Annotated in this window: 20 protein-coding genes; 16 read left to right on the top strand and 4 right to left on the bottom strand. The window is 66.0% G+C overall.

Annotation, left to right across the window (positions count from 1 at the left end):
- Window positions 1-20: 20 nt before the first annotated feature.
- The 4 genes from J0A91_RS17750 to J0A91_RS17735 form a co-directional block, all read right to left on the bottom strand.
- Window positions 21-668, bottom strand: coding sequence for an inner membrane-spanning protein YciB (locus J0A91_RS17750; RefSeq protein WP_338056893.1), 648 nt, complete (start codon window positions 666-668; stop codon window positions 21-23).
- The gene (gene ftsY, locus J0A91_RS17745; protein ID WP_069206004.1) at window positions 661-1599 is read right to left on the bottom strand and encodes a signal recognition particle-docking protein FtsY; all 939 of its coding nucleotides are present in this window, start codon (window positions 1597-1599) and stop codon (window positions 661-663) included. Before ftsY ends, J0A91_RS17750 begins: the two co-directional genes overlap by 8 nt.
- On the bottom strand, window positions 1596-3047 hold the full coding sequence (gene mtaB / locus J0A91_RS17740; protein WP_083224749.1) for a tRNA (N(6)-L-threonylcarbamoyladenosine(37)-C(2))-methylthiotransferase MtaB: 1452 nt from the start codon (window positions 3045-3047) through the stop codon (window positions 1596-1598). The genes ftsY and mtaB overlap by 4 nt, the downstream gene beginning before the upstream one ends.
- 113 nt (window positions 3048-3160) lie before the next feature.
- Window positions 3161-4762: a putative bifunctional diguanylate cyclase/phosphodiesterase gene (locus J0A91_RS17735; protein WP_069206003.1), complete on the bottom strand. Its 1602-nt coding sequence runs from the start codon at window positions 4760-4762 to the stop codon at window positions 3161-3163.
- Between the two features lie 237 nt (window positions 4763-4999).
- On the opposite strand from J0A91_RS17735, the gene ffh reads away from it, so the two are divergent.
- The 16 genes from ffh (at window position 5000) to J0A91_RS17660 (ending at window position 18752) form a co-directional block, all read left to right on the top strand.
- Window positions 5000-6514: a signal recognition particle protein gene (gene ffh / locus J0A91_RS17730; RefSeq protein ID WP_069207456.1), complete on the top strand. Its 1515-nt coding sequence runs from the start codon at window positions 5000-5002 to the stop codon at window positions 6512-6514.
- Window positions 6515-6632: 118 nt separating this feature from the next.
- A complete protein-coding gene (gene rpsP / locus J0A91_RS17725; protein ID WP_069206002.1) occupies window positions 6633-7052 on the top strand; it encodes a 30S ribosomal protein S16 in 420 nt (139 codons plus the stop codon).
- Window positions 7052-7540 carry a ribosome maturation factor RimM gene (rimM, locus tag J0A91_RS17720; protein ID WP_069206001.1) on the top strand — a complete coding sequence of 163 codons (489 nt, stop codon included), beginning with the start codon at window positions 7052-7054 and terminating at the stop codon, window positions 7538-7540. Before rpsP ends, rimM begins: the two co-directional genes overlap by 1 nt.
- Before the next feature lie 32 nt (window positions 7541-7572).
- Window positions 7573-7836, top strand: a complete 264-nt coding sequence (locus J0A91_RS17715; RefSeq protein ID WP_069206000.1) for an AbrB/MazE/SpoVT family DNA-binding domain-containing protein — start codon at window positions 7573-7575, stop codon at window positions 7834-7836.
- Window positions 7836-8213 carry a type II toxin-antitoxin system VapC family toxin gene (locus J0A91_RS17710; RefSeq protein WP_206364923.1) on the top strand — a complete coding sequence of 126 codons (378 nt, stop codon included), beginning with the start codon at window positions 7836-7838 and terminating at the stop codon, window positions 8211-8213. Before J0A91_RS17715 ends, J0A91_RS17710 begins: the two co-directional genes overlap by 1 nt.
- On the top strand, window positions 8210-8941 hold the full coding sequence (gene trmD / locus J0A91_RS17705; RefSeq protein ID WP_069205999.1) for a tRNA (guanosine(37)-N1)-methyltransferase TrmD: 732 nt from the start codon (window positions 8210-8212) through the stop codon (window positions 8939-8941). Before J0A91_RS17710 ends, trmD begins: the two co-directional genes overlap by 4 nt.
- 1 nt (window position 8942) lies before the next feature.
- Window positions 8943-9335 (top strand): 50S ribosomal protein L19, encoded by a 393-nt coding sequence (gene rplS, locus J0A91_RS17700; protein ID WP_069205998.1) that lies wholly within the window; start codon window positions 8943-8945, stop codon window positions 9333-9335.
- Between the two features lie 198 nt (window positions 9336-9533).
- Entirely contained in the window at window positions 9534-10880 is a 1347-nt protein-coding gene (locus tag J0A91_RS17695; protein WP_240502061.1) for a DUF418 domain-containing protein, read from the top strand.
- A gap of 114 nt (window positions 10881-10994) precedes the next feature.
- Window positions 10995-13160: a S9 family peptidase gene (locus tag J0A91_RS17690; protein WP_083224981.1), complete on the top strand. Its 2166-nt coding sequence runs from the start codon at window positions 10995-10997 to the stop codon at window positions 13158-13160.
- A gap of 4 nt (window positions 13161-13164) precedes the next feature.
- Window positions 13165-13881, top strand: coding sequence for an MgtC/SapB family protein (locus J0A91_RS17685; protein ID WP_069205996.1), 717 nt, complete (start codon window positions 13165-13167; stop codon window positions 13879-13881).
- Window positions 13882-13942: 61 nt separating this feature from the next.
- Window positions 13943-14971: an aspartate-semialdehyde dehydrogenase gene (locus J0A91_RS17680; RefSeq protein ID WP_069205995.1), complete on the top strand. Its 1029-nt coding sequence runs from the start codon at window positions 13943-13945 to the stop codon at window positions 14969-14971.
- Window positions 14972-15012: 41 nt separating this feature from the next.
- Window positions 15013-15276 (top strand): FitA-like ribbon-helix-helix domain-containing protein, encoded by a 264-nt coding sequence (locus tag J0A91_RS25250; protein WP_069205994.1) that lies wholly within the window; start codon window positions 15013-15015, stop codon window positions 15274-15276.
- 2 nt (window positions 15277-15278) lie between these two features.
- Window positions 15279-15689, top strand: coding sequence for a type II toxin-antitoxin system VapC family toxin (locus J0A91_RS17675; protein WP_069207453.1), 411 nt, complete (start codon window positions 15279-15281; stop codon window positions 15687-15689).
- Window positions 15686-16135, top strand: coding sequence for a GFA family protein (locus tag J0A91_RS17670; protein ID WP_069205993.1), 450 nt, complete (start codon window positions 15686-15688; stop codon window positions 16133-16135). The genes J0A91_RS17675 and J0A91_RS17670 overlap by 4 nt, the downstream gene beginning before the upstream one ends.
- Entirely contained in the window at window positions 16116-16877 is a 762-nt protein-coding gene (locus J0A91_RS17665) for an alpha/beta fold hydrolase (protein WP_069205992.1), read from the top strand. The genes J0A91_RS17670 and J0A91_RS17665 overlap by 20 nt, the downstream gene beginning before the upstream one ends.
- A 57-nt stretch (window positions 16878-16934) precedes the next feature.
- Window positions 16935-18752 (top strand): M2 family metallopeptidase, encoded by a 1818-nt coding sequence (locus tag J0A91_RS17660; protein WP_069205991.1) that lies wholly within the window; start codon window positions 16935-16937, stop codon window positions 18750-18752.
- Window positions 18753-18943 lie beyond the last annotated feature (191 nt).

Raw genomic sequence — 18943 nt, 5'->3', positions numbered from 1 at the left:
GGGCGACGTATAAAAAGGTGTCAGCCTTCCGGCGGTACGATCGGCGGCTTGTCGTCGCCCAGCGTCAGGCCATGTTTCATCAGCATCGGCACGTTCGCCATCGCGAAGACGAGCGTGATGATGACGCAGCCGGGCATCTTGTACCAGAGCCACGCGTTCCAGCCCGCGTCCTTGCCCCACAGCATCGCGGTGCCGCGCCAGACGGCTTCGTTGCCGATCGCCATCAGGATGAAGAAGATCGCCCAGTTGCGCGTGAGCTTGCGCCAGCCTTCGGCGTCCAGCCCCGGATAGGCAGTTCCGAGCAGTTGCTGGAGGAGCGGGCGGCCGGTCAGCCAGCCGAACAGCAGGAGGCCGCCGAACAAGGCGTAGACGAAGGTCGGCTTCATCTGAATGAACTGCTGGTCGTGGAAATAGATCGTCAGCCCGCCGAACACGAGCACCAGCGCGCCGGTGATCCACAGCATCGGCGAGATCGAGCCGAGCTTCAGTTGCGAGAACAGCAGGGCCGCCACTTCGGCGATCATGAAGGCGATGGTCGCGGCGACCGCCTTGGCCACGGTCGGGCCGGGGGCGAGGTAATTGACCGCGAAGAACACGACGAGCGGGCCGTAATCGACCGCCATGCGCAGGATTGGCGCGTTGACGGGCTTCTTGCTGATCTCAACCACGACGCACTCCATCCACACCGGCGATGATCCGCGAGACTTCGTTGGCGTCGAACGGGCGGAGATCGCCCATGCCTTCGCCGACGCCGATCGCATGGATGGGCAGGCCGTATTTCTCCGCCGCCGCGACGAGGATGCCGCCGCGCGCGGAACCATCGAGCTTGGTCATGACGAGGCCGGTGACGCCCGCCATTTCCTTGAACACCTCGATCTGTGACAGCGCGTTCTGGCCGGTGGTCGCGTCGAGCACCAGCACCACGTCATGCGGGGCGGCAGGGTTGAGGCGACCGAGCACGCGGCGGATCTTGGACAGTTCGTCCATCAGCTCGCGCTTGTTCTGGAGGCGCCCGGCGGTGTCGACGATCAGCACGTCGGTGCCGATCGCGGTCGCCTGCTTGACCGCCTCGTAGACGATGCCGGCGGCGTCGCCGCCTTCCTTGCCGCGAATGATCGGCACGCCGGCACGCTCCGCCCAGGTGGCGAGCTGGCCGATCGCGGCGGCGCGGAAGGTGTCGCCGGCGGCGAGCATCACCGCATAATCCTGCTCTTTCAGCCAGTGCGCGAGCTTGGCGATGGTGGTGGTCTTGCCCGATCCGTTGACGCCGATGACGAGGATCACCTGCGGGCGCGGGAACGCCTCGATCTCCAGCGGCTTGGCGACTTTCTCCAGCACCTTTTCGACCTCTTCGGCGACGGTGAGGCGGATGCCGAGATCCTCCATGTCGCGCTCGAACATGCCGGCCGCGAGCCGGTCGCGGATGCGGCGCGCGGTCTGCGGGCCGAGATCGGACGCGATCAGCGCTTCCTCGATATCGTCGAGCGTGGCGTCGTCGAGCGGCGCGGTGCCGAGCCCGACGAGGTTGCCGATCAGCCGATCGGAGGTGCGCTTGAAGCCGCCGAGCAGGCGCTCGTGCCAGCCGGGTGTGGTGCTCATGCGATTGCCTTTTGTAGCGATGGGGCGGGTTGGTTCGCCGCCGGAGGGAGGTGAGAGAGCAAGCGGCGGGGTGATCGTGAGGAGGGCACGTCCGCCCCCTCCGTCGCCTTTGGCGACACCTCCCCCTGGCGGGGGAGGATCGCGGCGTGGAGGGTTAGACCGTCGGTGGCGGTTATTAGGAGGCGCGCAACCTCGCCCACCCATTCCGTTCGTGCCGAGCTTGTCGAAGCACGTGCGCCCGGAACACGTGCTTCGACAGGCTCAGCACGAACGGGGGGGAGCGGGCTGACCGGGGCGGGGAAGCGGACTTCGGCGAAGTTGCCGGCGTGGCCGCGATCGCCGGGCCGCTCGACCAGCACGTCCTGTTCGCTGCCGACGAGGGTGCGCAGCCACGCCGCCTTGCGCGTCGCCGCTGCCGCGCGGAGCTCCGCCGCGCGCGCCTTGCGCACGTCCGGCGCGACTTGCGGCATCCGCGCGGCGGGGGTGCCCTCGCGCGGCGAATAAGGGAAGATGTGTGCGTGGACGATGTCGCATTCGTCGATCAGCGCCAGCGTGTTGGCGAACATCGCGGCGTCTTCGGTCGGGAAGCCGGCGATGAGGTCGGCGCCGATCGCGATATCGGGGCGGGCGGCCTTGAGGCGCGCGACCAGGGCGACCGCCTGCGCGCGGCTGTGGCGGCGCTTCATGCGCTTGAGGATCATGTCGTCGCCGGCCTGAAACGAGAGGTGGACGTGCGGCAAGATGCGCGGTTCATGCGCGATCAGGGCGAACAGCCGGTCGTCGATCTCGACCGAATCGAGCGAGGACAGACGCAGCCGTTCGAGATTGGGCACGTGGGCGAGGATTCGCTCGACCAGCATCCCGAGGGTCGGCGCGCCGGGCAGATCGGGGCCGTAGCTGGTGAGATCGACCCCAGTCAGCACCACTTCGCGGTAGCCGGCGTCGACCAAAGCCGCGATCCGGTCGATCACGCCGCCCGCCGGCACCGAGCGGCTGTTGCCGCGCCCATAGGGAATCGCGCAGAAGGTGCAGCGATGGTCGCAGCCGTTCTGGACCTCGACGAAGGCGCGCGCGTGCGCGGCGAAGGCGCTTGCCAGATGCGGGGCGGTGTCGCGCACCTGCATGATGTCGCCGACCACGACCGGAGCGGACGCATTCCAGGCGTGCGAGGACAGCTTTTCGGCATTGCCGATCACGCGATCGACCTCGGGCATCGCCGCGAAGCTGGCCGGATCGATCTGCGCGGCGCAGCCGGTGACGACGATCTCCGCCGCCGGGCGGTCGCGCCGCGCGCGGCGGATCGCGGCGCGAGTCTCCGCGACCGCGCTGTTGGTGACGGCGCAACTGTTGACGACGACGGTGTCGCGCCCGGCCAAAAGCGCGCGGATCGTCTCGCTCTCGGCGATGTTGAGCCGGCAGCCCAGGCTGACGATATGGGGGTCAGCCACGACAGGGGCCGGCGCGGTCGATCATGCGCGGTGATCTAGGGACGGGCGCGACGGATGTCCATTCTGCGGCTGATCGCGTGGCGGGTGAAATCCTCCGCCTGGCGGGGGAGGATTTACCGGACCGCGCGGTTCACGCCGGCGATCGCCGGGCCGGGTTGGCGCAGCAGGCCGCGTTGCGCGAGCAGGCGGCGGGTGTTGGTGATGCTGGCGGGCTGCGCATAGAGAGAGCCTTGCCCGCGCGTGTAGCCGAGCGCGCGCAGCCGCTCCGCGGTTTCGGCGGTCTCGATGCCGATCGCGGTGATCGGCAGGTTGAAGCATTCGCCGAGCCGGGCGACGGCGTTGGCCATCACGGCGTTATCGGGCGTGGCGGTGACGAAGGTGCGGCTGAGCTTGATCCGGTCGAACGCGGCGGCGCGCAGATGCGCAAGGCTGGCGAAGCCGCCGCCGAAATCGCCGAGCACCAGCCCCACGCCCTGATTCTTGAGGCTGGCCAGAATCGACTGGACGAGCGGGAGCGTGTCGAGCAGCGCGGCTTCAGTAACCCCGACCTCGAGCCGGCCGGGCGGGAAGCTCGCCTCGGTCAGCGCCTTGATGATCTTCTGCGCGAGCCATGCATCGCTCAACTGGCGTGGCGAGAGGGTGATCGACAGCGTCAGCCCGGAATCCCAATCGCGCGCGGCGACGAAGGCCTGTCGCATCACCGAGAGCGACAGGTCGCCGATCAGCCCGGTGCGCTCGGCAGTGGGCATGAAGACGGCGGGGGTGACGACGCCATCGGGCGTCTGCCATCGCGCCAGCACCTCGAAACCGCACAGCCCGCCCGTGGCGAGGTCGATCTGCTGTTCGAAATAGGGGACGATCTCCTGTTTCGGGATCGCGCTGCGCAGGCTCGCTTCCAGCGTGGCAAGCGTCGCTTCCTCGCGTTCCATCGCCTGATTGAACCACGCGTAACGGTTGCGGCCGGTGTGTTTGGCGGCGCGGAGTGCGGTATCGGCGCCGCGCATCAGCGCCTCGAAGCTGGCGCAGCCATCGTCCGAACGGGCCATGCCGACCGAGGCGCTGATCGCGAGCACCAATCCTTCGCATTTGAACGGCTGGGCGAGCTTGCTGATCGTGCGCTCGGCGATCCGCTCGACCGTGTCGGGGTGGCCGGGATCGAACAGGACGCCGCAGGCGAAAGCATCGCTGCCGACCCGTGCCAGCACCGCGCCGGCCGGCATGATGCGCGTGATCTCGGCAGCGACCCGGTGGAGCAGCGCATCGCCGGTGGCGTGGTCGTGTCGATCGTTGATCGCCTTGAAGTGATCGAGATCGATCAACATCAGCGCCATCGCCTTGTGGCGCCGCCGCGCGCCGACCAACAGAGTCGCGCCCGCTTCGGCGAGGCTGCGGCGGTTGAGCAAGCCGGTGAGCGGATCGCGCGCCGCCAGATGATGCGCGCGACCCTCCGCCGTGGTGCGCGCCGCACCCTCGGTGTTCAACGCGCGGTGGCGGCGCCAGCCGAGCAGGATCAGCGCGAGGTTGAGCAGTAACGCGATCATCAGCCCGCGATTGATTGTCGCGCCGGCAGGGACATAGGCGTCGAGCGCCTTCGCCAGCACGGCGCTGCCGATGCCGACGAACAGCACGATCGCGGCCACAATGATGGCGACGACCCAAACGTCTCGGCTGGGCGGGGGCTTGGCCTCCGCTCCGTCGTCGTGTCCAGAACCCATTGCAAACGCCTTAGAAACCCGATCGACCGGCTATGCCGTTCGAGCTGTGTATTTCCCGTTAAGCGCCGGCGGGTTGCGAGATGCACGCGAAACCGCTAAAGGCCGTTTCGATCGCGTCCCCACCGGGATTCGTGAAAGGCTTGCCCTGCGGGGCTACGCCGGCCGACGAGGTTTCGTCCGCCGGCGTCTTTTGCGTTTTTCCATAGGGCGATAGCGTTCGAAGTGGAAGGTTTGACGATGTTCGAGAGCCTCAGCGACCGTCTTGGCGGTGTGTTCGATCGGTTGCGCGGCCGCGGGTCGCTGACCGAGGCGGACGTGCGCGCGGCGATGCGCGAAGTGCGCGTCGCGCTGCTCGAAGCCGACGTCGCGCTGCCGGTGGCGCGCGAGTTCGTCGACAAGGCGACCGAGCAGGCGATCGGCCAGCAGGTGCTGCGCTCGGTCACGCCGGGGCAGCAGGTCGTCAAGATTGTCAACGACGCGCTGGTCGCGATGCTGGGCGGCGATGGCGACGGTAGCGCCGCCGAACTCGACCTCGGCGTCACGCCGCCCGCCGTCATCATGATGGTCGGCCTGCAAGGCTCGGGCAAGACGACGACGACCGCCAAGATCGCGCGGCGGCTGTCGGGCGGGCAGGGCGGGCGTGAGCGCAAGAAGGTGCTGATGGCGTCGCTCGACGTCAATCGCCCGAACGCGCAGGAGCAGTTGGCGACGCTGGGCACGCAGACCGAGGTGGCGACGCTGCCGATCGTCGCTGGCCAGCAGCCGGTCGATATCGCGCGGCGCGCGCTGCAGGCGGCGAAGCTGCAGGGCTATGACGTGCTGATGCTCGATACGGCGGGCCGTCTGCACGTCGATCAGGCGCTGATGGACGAGATGCGCGCGGTCGCCGATGTCGCGCGTCCGGCGGAAATCCTGCTCGTCGTCGATGCGCTGACCGGACAGGACGCGGTCAACGTCGCGACCAGCTTCTCGCAGCAGGTGCCGCTGACCGGCGTGGTGCTGACCCGCATGGACGGCGATGCGCGCGGTGGTGCGGCGCTGTCGATGCGGGCCGTCACCGGCAAGCCGATCAAATTCGCGGGCACGGGCGAGAAGATGGATGCGCTCGAAGCCTTCCATCCCAGCCGCGTCGCTGGCCGCATCCTCGGCATGGGCGACGTGGTCAGCCTGGTCGAGCGCGCCGCCGAGACGATCCAGCAGGAAGATGCCGAGAAGATCGCGGCGCGGCTCGCCAAGGGGCAGTTCGATCTCAACGATCTGCGCGCGCAGCTCCAGCAGATGCGCAAGATGGGCGGCCTCGGCGCGCTCGCGGGCATGCTGCCGGGGCTGAAGAAGGCGCAAAGCGCGGTTCAGCAGGTCGGCGGCGACAAGGTGCTGATCCATATGGACGCGATGATCGGTTCGATGACCGAGAAAGAGCGTGCCAAGCCCGAACTGCTCAACGCCAAGCGCAAGATCCGCGTCGCCAAGGGCTCGGGGACGACCGTTCAGGACGTCAACAAGCTGCTCAAGATGCATCAGGAAATGGCCGGCGCTATGAAGAAGATCCGCAAGATGGGCGGATTGAAGGGCATGGCGGCGATGTTCGGCAAGGGCGGCATGGGCGGTGGCGGCATGGGTGGCCTCGGCGGTGCCGGCATGCCCGATATCGGCAGCCTGATCGGCGGCAATTCCGGCGGTCTGCCGGGGCTTGGCGGTGGCCAGGCCAAGCTGCCGCCGGGGTTCGAGAATTTGATGAACAAGAAGAAGTAACCTGCCCAAGTCGTCACCCCAGCGCACGCTGGGGTCTCCGGCGGCAAGGGCACAACCGAAAACCAGAAGACCCCAGCTTGCGCTGGGGTGACCAGATCAAAGAAGGAAGTAGTTCAAGATGGCACTCAGCATTCGTCTGTCGCGTGGCGGCTCCAAGAAGCGTCCCTACTACCGCATCGTCGTCGCGGACGCGCGTTCGCCGCGCGATGGCAAGTTCATCGAGAAGATCGGCACGTACAATCCGCTTCTCGCCAAGGATGACGAGAAGCGCATCATCCTCGACGCCGAGCGTGCGAAGCACTGGCTCGGCAACGGCGCGCAGCCGACCGACCGTGTCGCGCGGTTCCTCGACGTGGCCGGCGTGAAGGAGCGTGCCGTCCGCAACAACCCGAACAAGGGCAAGCCCGGCGAGAAGGCAACCGAGCGCGCCGAAGAGCGTGCCACCAAGATCGCCGAAGCCGAGGAGGCCGCCAAGGCCGCCGCTGCTGCGCCGGCTGAGGAAGCCCCGGCCGCTGAAGAGGCTTCGGCCGAAGCATAATGTCGGCAGATCGCCCCGTTACGCTTGCCGTCATCATCGGCGCGCATGGCGTGACGGGGGAAGTGCGGCTCAAGGTCTTCACCGAGGATCTGGCGCGCTACAAGGTGCTGAATGCCACTGTCGCCGGGGTTGCGCTGACGCTCAAGTCGGCACGCCCCGGTAGCAACGGCACGATCGCGCGCTTCGCCGAAGTGACCGATCGCAATGCCGCCGAGGCGCTGCGCGGCACCGAACTGACGGTGCCACGCTCAGCCTTGCCGCCGCTCGAGCCGGGCGAATATTATCATTCCGATCTGATCGGTCTTGCCGCCGTCTCGACGACGGGCGAGGCGTTGGGTCGCGTCGTACTGATCGAGGATTTCGGCGCGGGCGACGTGATCGAGATCGAGCGCGAGAACGGTCAGCGCTTCATGGTGCCGATGAACGCCGACGCGGTGCCCGAATGGGACGGCGAGCGGGTGGTGGTTGACGGGGCGTTCGTCATCTAGTATATACTTATCGTATATACGGAGCGAGGGCCATGAGCGAGGAGTATAAAGCCAAGGTGTTCAAGTCGGGCAATTCGCTCGCCTTGCGACTGCCCAAAGCGCTTGGCCTTGAGGAAGGCGCCGAGATGCGGCTGCGCGAGGAGCATGGCCGGTTCACGTTCGAGCCGGTCGATGCGCCGAAGCGCAAGATCGATCTTACCGGCATCGCCGGGTCGATGCCGTGGCTAAAGCCGCTGCCGCGCGAAGATTTCGACGATTCGCCGCGCGATTGGCACCTGCTCGATCGCGATGGCTGATGCATCTCGTCGATACGAACACGATCATCTATCTCGTCGGTGGCAACTATCCAGCGCTCACCCGGCGGGTCGAAGCGACAGCGATCGGCGACATTCGGATGTCGGCGATCGTCTTCGCCGAGCTTGCGCTCGGCAGCGAAAATGGTTTGGCGCCCTCCATTGACGTGCTTGAACGGCTCATCGAGCAGATGCCTCTGATGCCGTTCGACGAGGCTGCGGCCCGCGCTTACGCCAAGATGCCGTTCCGGCGTGGTCGTTTCGATCGGCTGTTGGCGGGACATGCCCTCAGCCTCGGCGCGACCATCGTCACGCGGAACCTCGCCGACTTCGCCGACATTCCGGGTTTGCGCGTAGAGGACTGGACTCGCCCGTCATGACCTTCGCCGCCACGATCCTGACGCTCTACCCGGACATGTTTCCCGGCCCGCTCGGTATGTCGCTCGCGGGGCGGGCGCTGGCGGAGGGGCGGTGGAGCCTCGACGCGCGCAACATCCGCGACTTCGCGACCGACAGGCACCGCACCGTCGATGATACGCCCTCGGGGGGCGGGGCCGGGATGGTGCTGCGCGCCGACGTGCTCGCCGCCGCGATCGACAGTGTTGCGACGGGCGCGCCGCTGATCGCGATGACGCCGCGCGGAACGCCACTGACGCAAGCCCGCGTGCGCGATCTGGCCAGCGGCCCCGGCGTGACCGTGCTGTGCGGGCGGTTCGAGGGGTTCGACGAGCGGATCTTCGAAGCGCGTGGCATCGAAGAGGTGTCGATCGGCGACTATATCCTGTCGGGCGGGGAGATGGGGGCGCTCGTCCTGCTCGACGCTTGCATTCGGCTGCTTCCCGGCGTAATGGGCGCGCCTTCCAGCGGAGATGACGAGAGCTTCGAAAGCGGCCTTCTCGAATATCCGCATTATACCCGACCTAATGAATGGGAAGGGCGCACGATCCCCGAAGTGCTGCGATCGGGGGATCATGCGAGGATCGCGGCCTGGCGAAAGCTGATGGCCGAGACCGAGACACGGCTAAGGAGGCCGGACCTTTGGGAACGCCACGAGGGCGTTCGGGTCAAGCCTCCCTCTGGCGCGCGGCGACAGACGAAGGACGCATGAGATGAATCTCATCCAGACGATCGAAGCCGAAAACATCGCCAAGTTCCTGGCGACCAAGACGATCCCGGAATTCCGCCCCGGGGACACGCTGAAGGTCGGCGTGAAGGTGGTCGAAGGCGACCGCACCCGCGTGCAGAACTACGAAGGCGTGTGCATCGCGCGGTCTAACAAGGGCATGGGCTCGAACTTCACCGTTCGTAAGATCAGCTTTGGCGAGGGCGTCGAGCGCGTCTTCCCGCTGTATTCGCCGAACATCGACAGCATCGAAGTCATCCGCAAGGGCGCGGTGCGTCGTGCCAAGCTGTATTATCTGCGTGGTCGCACCGGCAAGTCGGCGCGTATCGCCGAGCGCCGCGACAACCGTCCGGCCAAGGGCACCGTCGCCGCCGAATAAGCGACGACCGCAAGGTTTCAGGAAGGGCGCGGGGGCGATGGCTCCCGCGCCCTTTTCTGTTGCGCGGGCGCGGTGCGTTCGAGCAACGCCCATCACCGCCAACCCGGCTTGCGCGGGGGTGACGGGTTCTGTCGAGGTGTGTTGCATTTACAGGACACGTACGTTGCGATACGCACGGCGCGCGAAGGGAGAGCTGGGGTGAACGACGTACCGATGACCACGGCGGCCGAGCCGGACGGTGCGCCGCGGATCGCGGTGCTCGATATCCTGCGCGGCGTGGCGATCCTCGGCATTCTGTTCATGAACATCAACGACATGGGGCAGTCGCTGGTCGCCTCGTTCGACGACATCCGCCATCTCGGCTGGAGTTCGACCGACCAAGCGGCGTGGTGGCTGCGCGAAGTGTTCGCCGACGGCACCGCGCGCTGCATGCTGGAGATGCTGTTCGGCGCTGGCATGGTGATCCTCACCACCCGCGCGGCGGAGGCGGCGGGGCATTTGCAGGTGCTGGGGCGCTATTATGTGCGCAACCTGATTCTGTTCGGCTTCGGCCTCATCCACATCTTCATCCTGCTATGGCCCGGGGACATTCTCCACACCTATGGCATCGCCGCTTTGATCGCGTTTCTGTTCGCGCGGTTGCCGGGCAGGTGGCTGGTCGTGATCGGCCTCAACCTGGCGGCATTCACGCTTGTCACCGGCGCGAGCGACTTCAATCGCATCACGCAGCGGCAGGTCACGCTCGCGCAGGCGGCGGTTAAGCAGCGCGCCGGCATAGCGCTCGACGCCGCCGATCGTGCTGCGATCGCCGCGCAGAAGACGCATGAGGTCAGCAAGGCCAAGCGCGACCGCGAGATGGCCGCGCGCGTCGTCGCCGAGGACAAAGCGCGCAGCGGCACTGCGCTCACTTGGGCACGGGCGCAGTGGAATACGATCATCGTGATCGAAGGGTACGGGCTGGAGGCGCTGTTCGTCTGGGAAGCCGCCTCGACGATGCTGATCGGCGCGGGGCTGTTCAAGCTCGGCATCTTGCAGGGGACGCGCTCGCGGCGGTTCTATCTCGGCATGACGGTGATCGCTTATGCGGTGGGCGTAACGCTGCGCAGCGTGGCGGCGTGGCAGACGATGCAATTCGACGACGCGCCGAAGCTCGATTGGGCGACCTCCGAACTGGCGCGGTTGGCGGTGACGCTCGGGCATATCGGGCTGATCAACGTTCTGGCGACGACGGTGGTCGGCGCGCGGCTGCTGCGGCCGTTCGTCGCGGCGGGGCGGACGGCGCTGACGCTGTATATCGCCCAGACGCTGATCTGCCTGTGGCTGCTGTTTCCGCCGTTCGCGCTGGCGCTGTACGGCAAGCTGACGTGGGGACCGCTGATGGTGGTGGCGTTCGTCATTGATGCGGTGCTGCTATGGGCGGCGAACGTCTATGTCCGGCATTATGCTATCGCGCCGGTCGAATGGGCGTGGCGCTCGCTGATCGAGGGTCGGCGATTGCCGTGGCGTAAACCGGCCCCTTTACGCACCGCGCGCGCATCGCGATAAGGCCGCTCCCGCCTGCCGCTCGCGCAGGCGATGGCCTGTGAGATGCGGAGATGATGTTTGCGAAAAGGCGCTTTGCTCGCTGGGGTGTTGCTGTTGTCGGCGCCGGTTCCGCTCATGGCCGCTGAGCCGGCGCAGCAGGCGCTGACGCTCGAGCGCGTCTTCGCCAGCCCCGATCTCGCCGGGCCGCAGCCGCGCGCGCTGAGGCTGTCCCCGGACGGCACCTTGCTGACCTCGCTGCGCCCGCGCGCCGACGAAAAGGACCGGCTCGACCTGTGGGCGCGCGACACGCGCACCGGCGAAGAGCGGATGCTGGTCGATTCGCGCAAGATCGGCAGCGGCGCCGAACTGTCCGAAGCCGAGAAGATGCAGCGCGAGCGCGCGCGCATCGGCGGATCGAAGGGCATCGTCGCCTATGACTGGGCGCCCGACGGCAAGGCGATCCTGGTGCCGCTCGACGGCGATCTCTATCTCGCCTCGCTCGACGGGGCGGTGCGGCGGCTGACCAGCCAGCCGCGCGGCCAGCTCAACCCAACGGTATCGCCCAAAAGCGGCTTTATCGGTTTCGTGCGCGACCAGAATCTGTTCGTCCAGCCGCTTGGCGGCGGCGCGGCGCGGGCGGTGACGCAAGGTGGCGGCGGCACGGTGCATTGGGGCGAGGCGGAGTTCGTCGCGCAGGAGGAAATGCACCGCTTCACCGGCTATTGGTGGTCGCCCGACGAAACGCGCATCGCAGTCGAACGGTTCGACGAGGCACCAGTCGGCGTCGTCACGCGCGCGGCGATCGGGGCTGAGGGCACCAAGGTCTATGACCAGCGCTATCCGGCGGCTGGCACGCCAAACGCCTTGGTCGATCTCTACGTGATCGGGTTGGACGGCAAGCAAGTGAAGGTCGATCTCGGTGCGAACCGCGACATCTACCTCGCGCGCGTGGACTGGACGCCCGACGGGTCCGCCTTGCTCGTCCAGCGCCAGAGCCGCGACCAGAAGACGCTCGACATGCTCAGCGTCGATCCCGCCACCGGCAAGGCGCATGTGCTGTTCACCGAGAAGTCGGGCGTGCGGAGCTGGCTCAACCTCAGCGACGCCTATCGCGTGCTGGGCGATGGCAGCCTGATCTGGGCGTCCGAGCGCAGCGGCTATCGCCACCTTTATCGCTTCGCGCAGGGCAAATGGACTCAGCTCACCAAGGGCGAATGGGTGGTGCAGGCGCTGATCGGGGTGGACGAGAAAGCGGGCCGGATCACCTTCGTCGCCAACAAGGACGGCCCGCTCGAACAGCATGTCTATGCGCTCGATCTCAAGCACGGCAACGCGATCACGCGGCTGACCGAAGCCGGCTGGTGGAACAGCGCGACGATGGACGGCGATGCAAGCCGCCTGATCGTCACGCGCTCCAGCCCCGACCAGCCGCCGCAGGCCTATCTCGCGGACAATGCGGGCAAGCGGCTGGCGTGGATCAACGAGAATGCGGTGGTGCCGGGGCATCCCTATTACCCGTACCGCGCCGCGCACCGGAGCACGCAGTTCGGCACGATCAAGGCGGACGACGGCACGCCGCTCTATTATGAAATGATCGCGCCGAAGCTGGAGCCGGGCAAAAAATATCCCGTGTTCTTCCAGCATTATGGCGGCCCCGGCACCGGCCAGCAGGTGACGCGCGCGTGGGGCGGGGCATTGCCGCAATATCTGGTGCAGCACGGCTATGTGTTCTTCCAGATCGACAATCGCGGATCGTACAATCGCGGCAAGGCGTTCGAGGACGCGATCTACCGCGCGATGGGGACGGTCGAGGTCGCGGACCAATTGGCCGGGGCCAAGTTCGTCAAGAGCCAGAGGTTCGTCGATCCCGCCAAGGTGGCGATCTACGGCTGGTCCTATGGCGGCTATATGACGATCAAGATGCTCGAGGCGAACCAGGGCGTCTATGCCGCCGGCGTATCGGGCGCTCCGGTGACGAAGTGGGAACTCTACGACACGCATTATACCGAACGCTATATGGGCGATCCCGGCAAGGACGCCGCCGCGTACAAGGCGTCGGACGCGATCGGCGATGCCGCCAAGATCGCCGATCCGCTGCTGCTGATCCACGGCATGGCCGACGACAATGTCGTGTTCGAGAATTCGACCGCGTTCGCCGCCGAGATGCAGCGCCAGGACCGCGCGTTCGAAATGATGTTCTACCCCGGCCAGACTCACCGTGTCGGCGGGCCCGGTATCAGCGCGCATTTGTGGGGGACGATCCTCAACTTCCTCGACCGCACTGTGAAGTCCAAGCCCTAACATCATGCGGTTCCTGACGACCTTCCACCTGTGGCCGTTTCTCGACACGGTCGTCAGCTATCTCGTCGCGTTCGTGCTGGGCACGCTGATCGGCGCCGAGCGGCAATATCGCCAGCGCACCGCGGGTTTGCGCACCAACGCGCTGGTCGCGCTGGGATCGGCGGCGTTCGTCGACCTCGGGCAGCGGCTGGGCGGGGATGTCGAGTCGATCCGGGTGATCGCCTATGTCGTCTCGGGGATCGGCTTCCTCGGCGCCGGCGTCATCATGAAGGAGGGGATGAACGTCCGCGGGCTCAACACCGCCGCCACCTTGTGGTGTTCGGCGGCGGTCGGCGCGATCGCGGGCAGCGATCTGATCGCGGAAGCCACGCTGCTCGCGTTCATGGTGATCCTCGTCAACACCGTGCTGCGGCCGCTCGTCGATTCGATCAACCGCGTGCCGATCGAGGGGCGGCATGTCGAGGCGACCTATTCCGTCACCATCACCACCGATGCCGATACTGCCGGGCCGATGGGCGACCTGCTGACCGAGCATCTCGAAACCGCGCAACTGCCGGTTGCCGAACTCGACGTGGTGCCGCGCGGCGAGGACCGGGTCGAGATCGTCGCCAAGCTGGTCAGCACCAATGTCGCGGCGGCAGAACTCGATGCGCTGACCGATCATCTCGCCGAGGTTCACGGCATCACCCATGCGACCTGGCAAGCGCGCACGCACGATTAGCAAAGTCGATGGACGCTGCCGCGCAATGACGCTACGGGCACGGCCCGAATTGGAGAATATCATGGGTTATCGGATCGTCGTCGCGGGCGCCACGGGCAATGTCGGGCGCGAAATGCTGAACATTCTGGCGGAGCGTGAGTTTCCGGCGGACGAGATCGCTGTCGTCGCATCCTCGCGCAGCCAGGGCGAAGAGGTCGATTTCGGCGAGACCGGCAAGAAGCTCAAGGTCCAGAACATCGACAATTTCGATCCGACCGGCTGGGACATGGCCTTGTTCGCGATCGGATCGGACGCGACCAAGATCCACGCGCCGCGCTTCGCGGCGGCGGGCTGCACGGTGATCGACAATTCGTCGCTGTACCGGATGGACCCCGACGTGCCGTTGATCGTGCCCGAGGTGAACCCCGAGGCGATCGCCGGCTATCGCGTCAAGAACATCATCGCCAACCCGAACTGCTCGACCGCGCAGATGGTGGTCGCGTTGAAGCCGCTGCACGACGCCGCCACCATCAAGCGCGTCGTCGTCGCGACCTATCAATCGGTGTCGGGCGCGGGCAAGGCCGGCATGGACGAGCTGTTCGAGCAGAGCCGCAACATCTTTGTCGGCGACAGCGCCGAGGCGAAGAAATTCACCAAGCAGATCGCCTTCAACGTGATCCCGCATATCGACAGCTTCCTCGACGACGGATCGACCAAGGAAGAGTGGAAGATGGTCGTCGAGACCAAGAAGATCCTCGACAAGAAGATCAAGGTCCACGCGACCTGCGTGCGCGTGCCGGTGTTCGTCGGCCATTCGGAAGCGATCAACATCGAGTTCGAGCGCGAGATTTCGGCCGAGGAGGCGCAGAACATCCTGCGCGAAGCACCCGGCATCATGCTCGTCGACAAGCGCGAGGACGGTGGTTACGTCACGCCGGTCGAGTGCGTCGGCGAATATGCGACCTTCATCAGCCGCGTGCGCGAAGACCCGACCGTCGAGAACGGCCTGTCGCTGTGGTGCGTGAGCGACAACCTGCGTAAAGGTGCCGCGTTGAACGCGGTGCAGATCGCGGAGTTGCTTGGGCGGCGGCATTTGCAGAAGGCGGATTGAGATGACTTGAGTCAGTGATAGCAATATGCTATCACTGACTTATGGGACAGGTTCTTATCCGCAATCTCGACGACGGCTTGCTGGAGGATTTCCGGCGTGCCGCGAAGGATGGAGGTCGTTCGTTGGAGGCTGAGCTTCGCGACGCGCTTCAGCGTAGCCGCCCGGTCCCAAAGCGAATGTCCAAAGAAGAGCTCGTGGCATTGTCGCGCCGGATGCGCGCATTGACGCCACCTGGCGCGGGCGAGGTCGACAGCACCGAGATCATTCGTGAAGCCCGTGATCGGGGCTATGGCGCATCGGAGTGACGGTGATCGTGCTCGACGCGAGCGTTGCCGTGAAGCTGGTCAGCGAAGAGGCGGGAAGCGATGCCGCATTGGAGCGGGTTGGTGCGGCAGGCCGGATCATCGCGCCGGACTGGATGCTGCTGGAAGTGACGCACGCGCTTTGGAAGAAAGCCCATCAGTCGCGTGCCGACGAGGCGGTGGCGGAGTCGGGCGTCAAGGCGCTCAAGCAAGTCGTCGATGCGTTCTTCCCAGCCGATGATCTGCTCTCGGCGGCGCTGGCGCTGTCTTTCCAATTACAGCATCCGGTTTACGACTGCCTGTATCTTGCATTGGCGCAGGCCGAGGGGGCGGTCGTGCTGACGGCGGATGAGAAGTTCGTACGCGCTGCAACTCAGCATGGTCATGGTGGCCAGACGGAGCTTCTGGCATCATGACCGAAACCCTCACCGGCGGCTGCCAGTGCGGCCGCATCCGCTATGCGGTCGCGATCGACGATGACGATGCGTATCTCTGCCATTGCCGGATGTGCCAGCGCGCGACCGGAGGCGTTTCGATCGCGTTCAAGAACGTGCGGATCGCCGATGTCGCGTGGACCACGCAGCCGCCCGAGCGGTTCCGGTCCTCGCCGATCGCCGAGCGCGGGTTTTGCCGCGACTGCGGTACGCCGTTGACGTTCGAGTTCGTCAAGCCCGGCGCGACGATGGACCTGACCGTCGGCAGCTTCGACGAGCCCGGGCGGTTCGTGCCGCGCGAGCATTCCGGCGCGGAAAGCCTGCACGAAGCATGGATCGACACGCGTGGCCTGCCACGGGTAAGGACCGAGGATAACCCCTCGACCTCAGACCGTTGGATCGACGCACTTGGCAAGCTCCCCGATTGAACCGCAGTTTTTCGACAGTTTCGACGGCACCCGTATCGCCTGGCGCGAGACGGGCGAGGGCAGGCCGGTCGTCCTGATTCACGGGTATTTCTCCGACGCGTTCACCAACTGGATTCGCTACGGTCATGCGGCGTTGATCGCGGCGCGCGGCTTCCGCGTCATCATGCCCGATCTGCGCGCGCACGGCAGCAGCGCCAAGCCGCACGATCCCGCCAGCTATCCGCCCGACGTGCTGATGCACGACGGCTTTGCGCTGATCGCGCATCTTGGCCTCACCGATTACGATCTCGGCGGCTATTCGCTCGGCGCGCGCACGGCTGTGCGGATGCTCGCCAATGGCGCGACGCCGCGCCGCGCGGTGCTGTCCGGCATGGGCTATCAGGGCATCGTCCATACCGCCGGGCGCGGGAGGCACTTCCGCCATGTCCTCACCAATCTCGGCAGTTTCGAGCGGGGCAGCAACGAATGGCTGACCGAGGCCTTCCTCAAGACCACCAAGGGCGATCCGGAGGCGCTGCTGCGCATCCTCGATACGTTCGTCGATACGCCCGCCGAGGCGGTCGCGGCGATCACGATGCCGACTTTGGTGTTGGCCGGCGTCGACGACCACGACAACGGTTCGGGCGCGGAACTGGCCGGCGCGCTGGTCGATGGCACCTTCCGGGAGATCCCCGGCAACCACATGAGCGCGGTGGTGAAGCCCGAACTCGGCCGGGAAATCGCCGACTTCCTCGCGGCTTGACCTGACCGTCGCTGCGGCACAGTTTGCCGCATCGAGACAAGGCTAAAGGGCATTTCCATGATCCGCACCGGCATCTCCACCGTCGCGCTGGCGCTTGCGCTCGCGGCAACCCCCACGCTTGCGCAGACCGCCGCGCCGCAGACGCCGGCTCAGGCCGATGCGTTCGTCGCCGATGCCGAGAAGGTGCTCGGCGATTTTTCGGTGCCAGTGCAGCAGGCGACGTGGATCAACGAGACCTATATCACCGACGATACCGATGCGATCGCCGCGCGCTTCGGCGCGGAGAGCACGGAATTGCAGGTGAAATACGCGCTTGGCGCGGCGCGGTTCGCGACGCTGCCGGGACTGTCGTATGACACCAAGCGCAAGCTCGATCTGCTGCGCGGCGGGCTGACGCTGCCTGCGCCGACGACGCCCGGTGCGGCGAGCGAGCTGGCGACGATCGTCACGCGCATGTCGTCCGAATACGGAAAGGGCAAGGGCACGCTCGACGGCAAGCCGATCAACGGCAGCGATATCGAAGCGGCGATGGGCACCACGCGCGATCCGGCCAAGCTCAAGGAGATGTGGGTTAGCTGGCACGACCAGGTCGGCGCGCCGATGCGCAAGGATTATGCGCGGCAGGTGGTGATCGCCAATCAGGGCGCCAAGCAGCTCGGCTTCGCCGACACCGGCGCATTGTGGCGCGCGGGCTATGACATGACGCCCGACCAGTTCGCGGCGCTCACCGACACGCTTTGGAAGCAGGTCGAGCCGCTCTATCTGGCGCTCCACACCTATGTGCGCTGGAAACTCAACGAGAAATACGGCGACGCGGTGCAGGCCAAGACCGGGCCGATCCGTGCCGATCTGCTCGGCAATATGTGGGCGCAGGAATGGGGCAACATCTATGATGTCGTCGCGCCGAAGGGGGCGGGCGACCTCGGCTTCGATGTCGGCGATCTGCTCAAGGCCAAGGGCTATGATCCGGTTCGGATGTTCAAGACCGGGGAGGGGTTCTACACCTCGCTCGGTTTCAAGCCGCTGCCGGAAAGCTTCTGGAAGCGCTCGCAGATCGTCAAGCCGGCCGACCGCGAGGTGATCTGCCACGCATCGGCATGGGATCTCGACAACAAGGACGACCTGCGCATCAAGATGTGTACCAAGGTCAATTCGGACGATTTCACCACCATCCACCACGAGATGGGGCATAATTTCTACCAGCGCGCCTACAATACCAAGCCATTCCTCTACGAGAATGGCGCCAACGACGGCTTCCACGAGGCGATCGGCGATTTCATCGCGCTGTCGATCACGCCCGATTATCTCGTCAAGATCGGCCTGCTCGATCCGGCGAAGGTGCCGACGCCGGACAAGGACATCGGGCTGCTGCTGCGGCAGGCTATGGACAAGGTCGCGTTCCTGCCGTTCGGGCTGCTGATCGACAAATGGCGCTGGGGCGTGTTCTCGGGCGCGATCCCCGAGAGCCAGTATGAGAAGGGCTGGAACGACCTGCGGCTGAAGTATCAGGGCATCGTGCCGCCGGTCGCGCGCGACGAGACCAAGTTCGATCCGGGTGCGAAATTCCACGTGCCGGCGAGCGTGCCGTACACGCGCTATTTCCTCGCGCGGCTGCTCCAGTTCCAGTTCTATCAGGCGGCGTGCAAGCAGGCCGGGTGGACGGGGCCGCTGCACCGCTGCTCGTTCTACGGCAACAAGGAGGTTGGCGCGAAGCTGAACACGATGCTGGCGATGGGCCAGTCGAAGCCCTGGCCCGAGGCGTTAGAGGCGTTCACCGGCAGCCGCGAGATGTCGGGGCAGGCGATGGTCGATTATTTCGCGCCGCTGAAAGTCTGGCTCGACGCGCAGAACAAGGGCAAGCCCAGCGGCTGGTGACGTGGGTTCTCCATTGAGAGGTCCGCACAAAGGGGGGAGGGCAAAATGCACTGGTCAGTGTTCGTTACGACCGCAGCAATGGTTTTGATTATGGTTACGGTGCCAGCCGAGCGCCGTTCTGTTCCTCGGAAATGGGCTCTGCAATTTGGTGCGATACTTTGTGTCCCGCTCGTTGCATGTGGGATATATAA

Source organism: Sphingomonas panacis (assembly GCF_001717955.1).
Taxonomy (GTDB): domain Bacteria; phylum Pseudomonadota; class Alphaproteobacteria; order Sphingomonadales; family Sphingomonadaceae; genus Sphingomonas; species Sphingomonas panacis.
The sequence above is the reverse complement of the archived record's forward strand: the minus strand, read 5'-3'. Positions and strand labels throughout refer to the sequence as shown.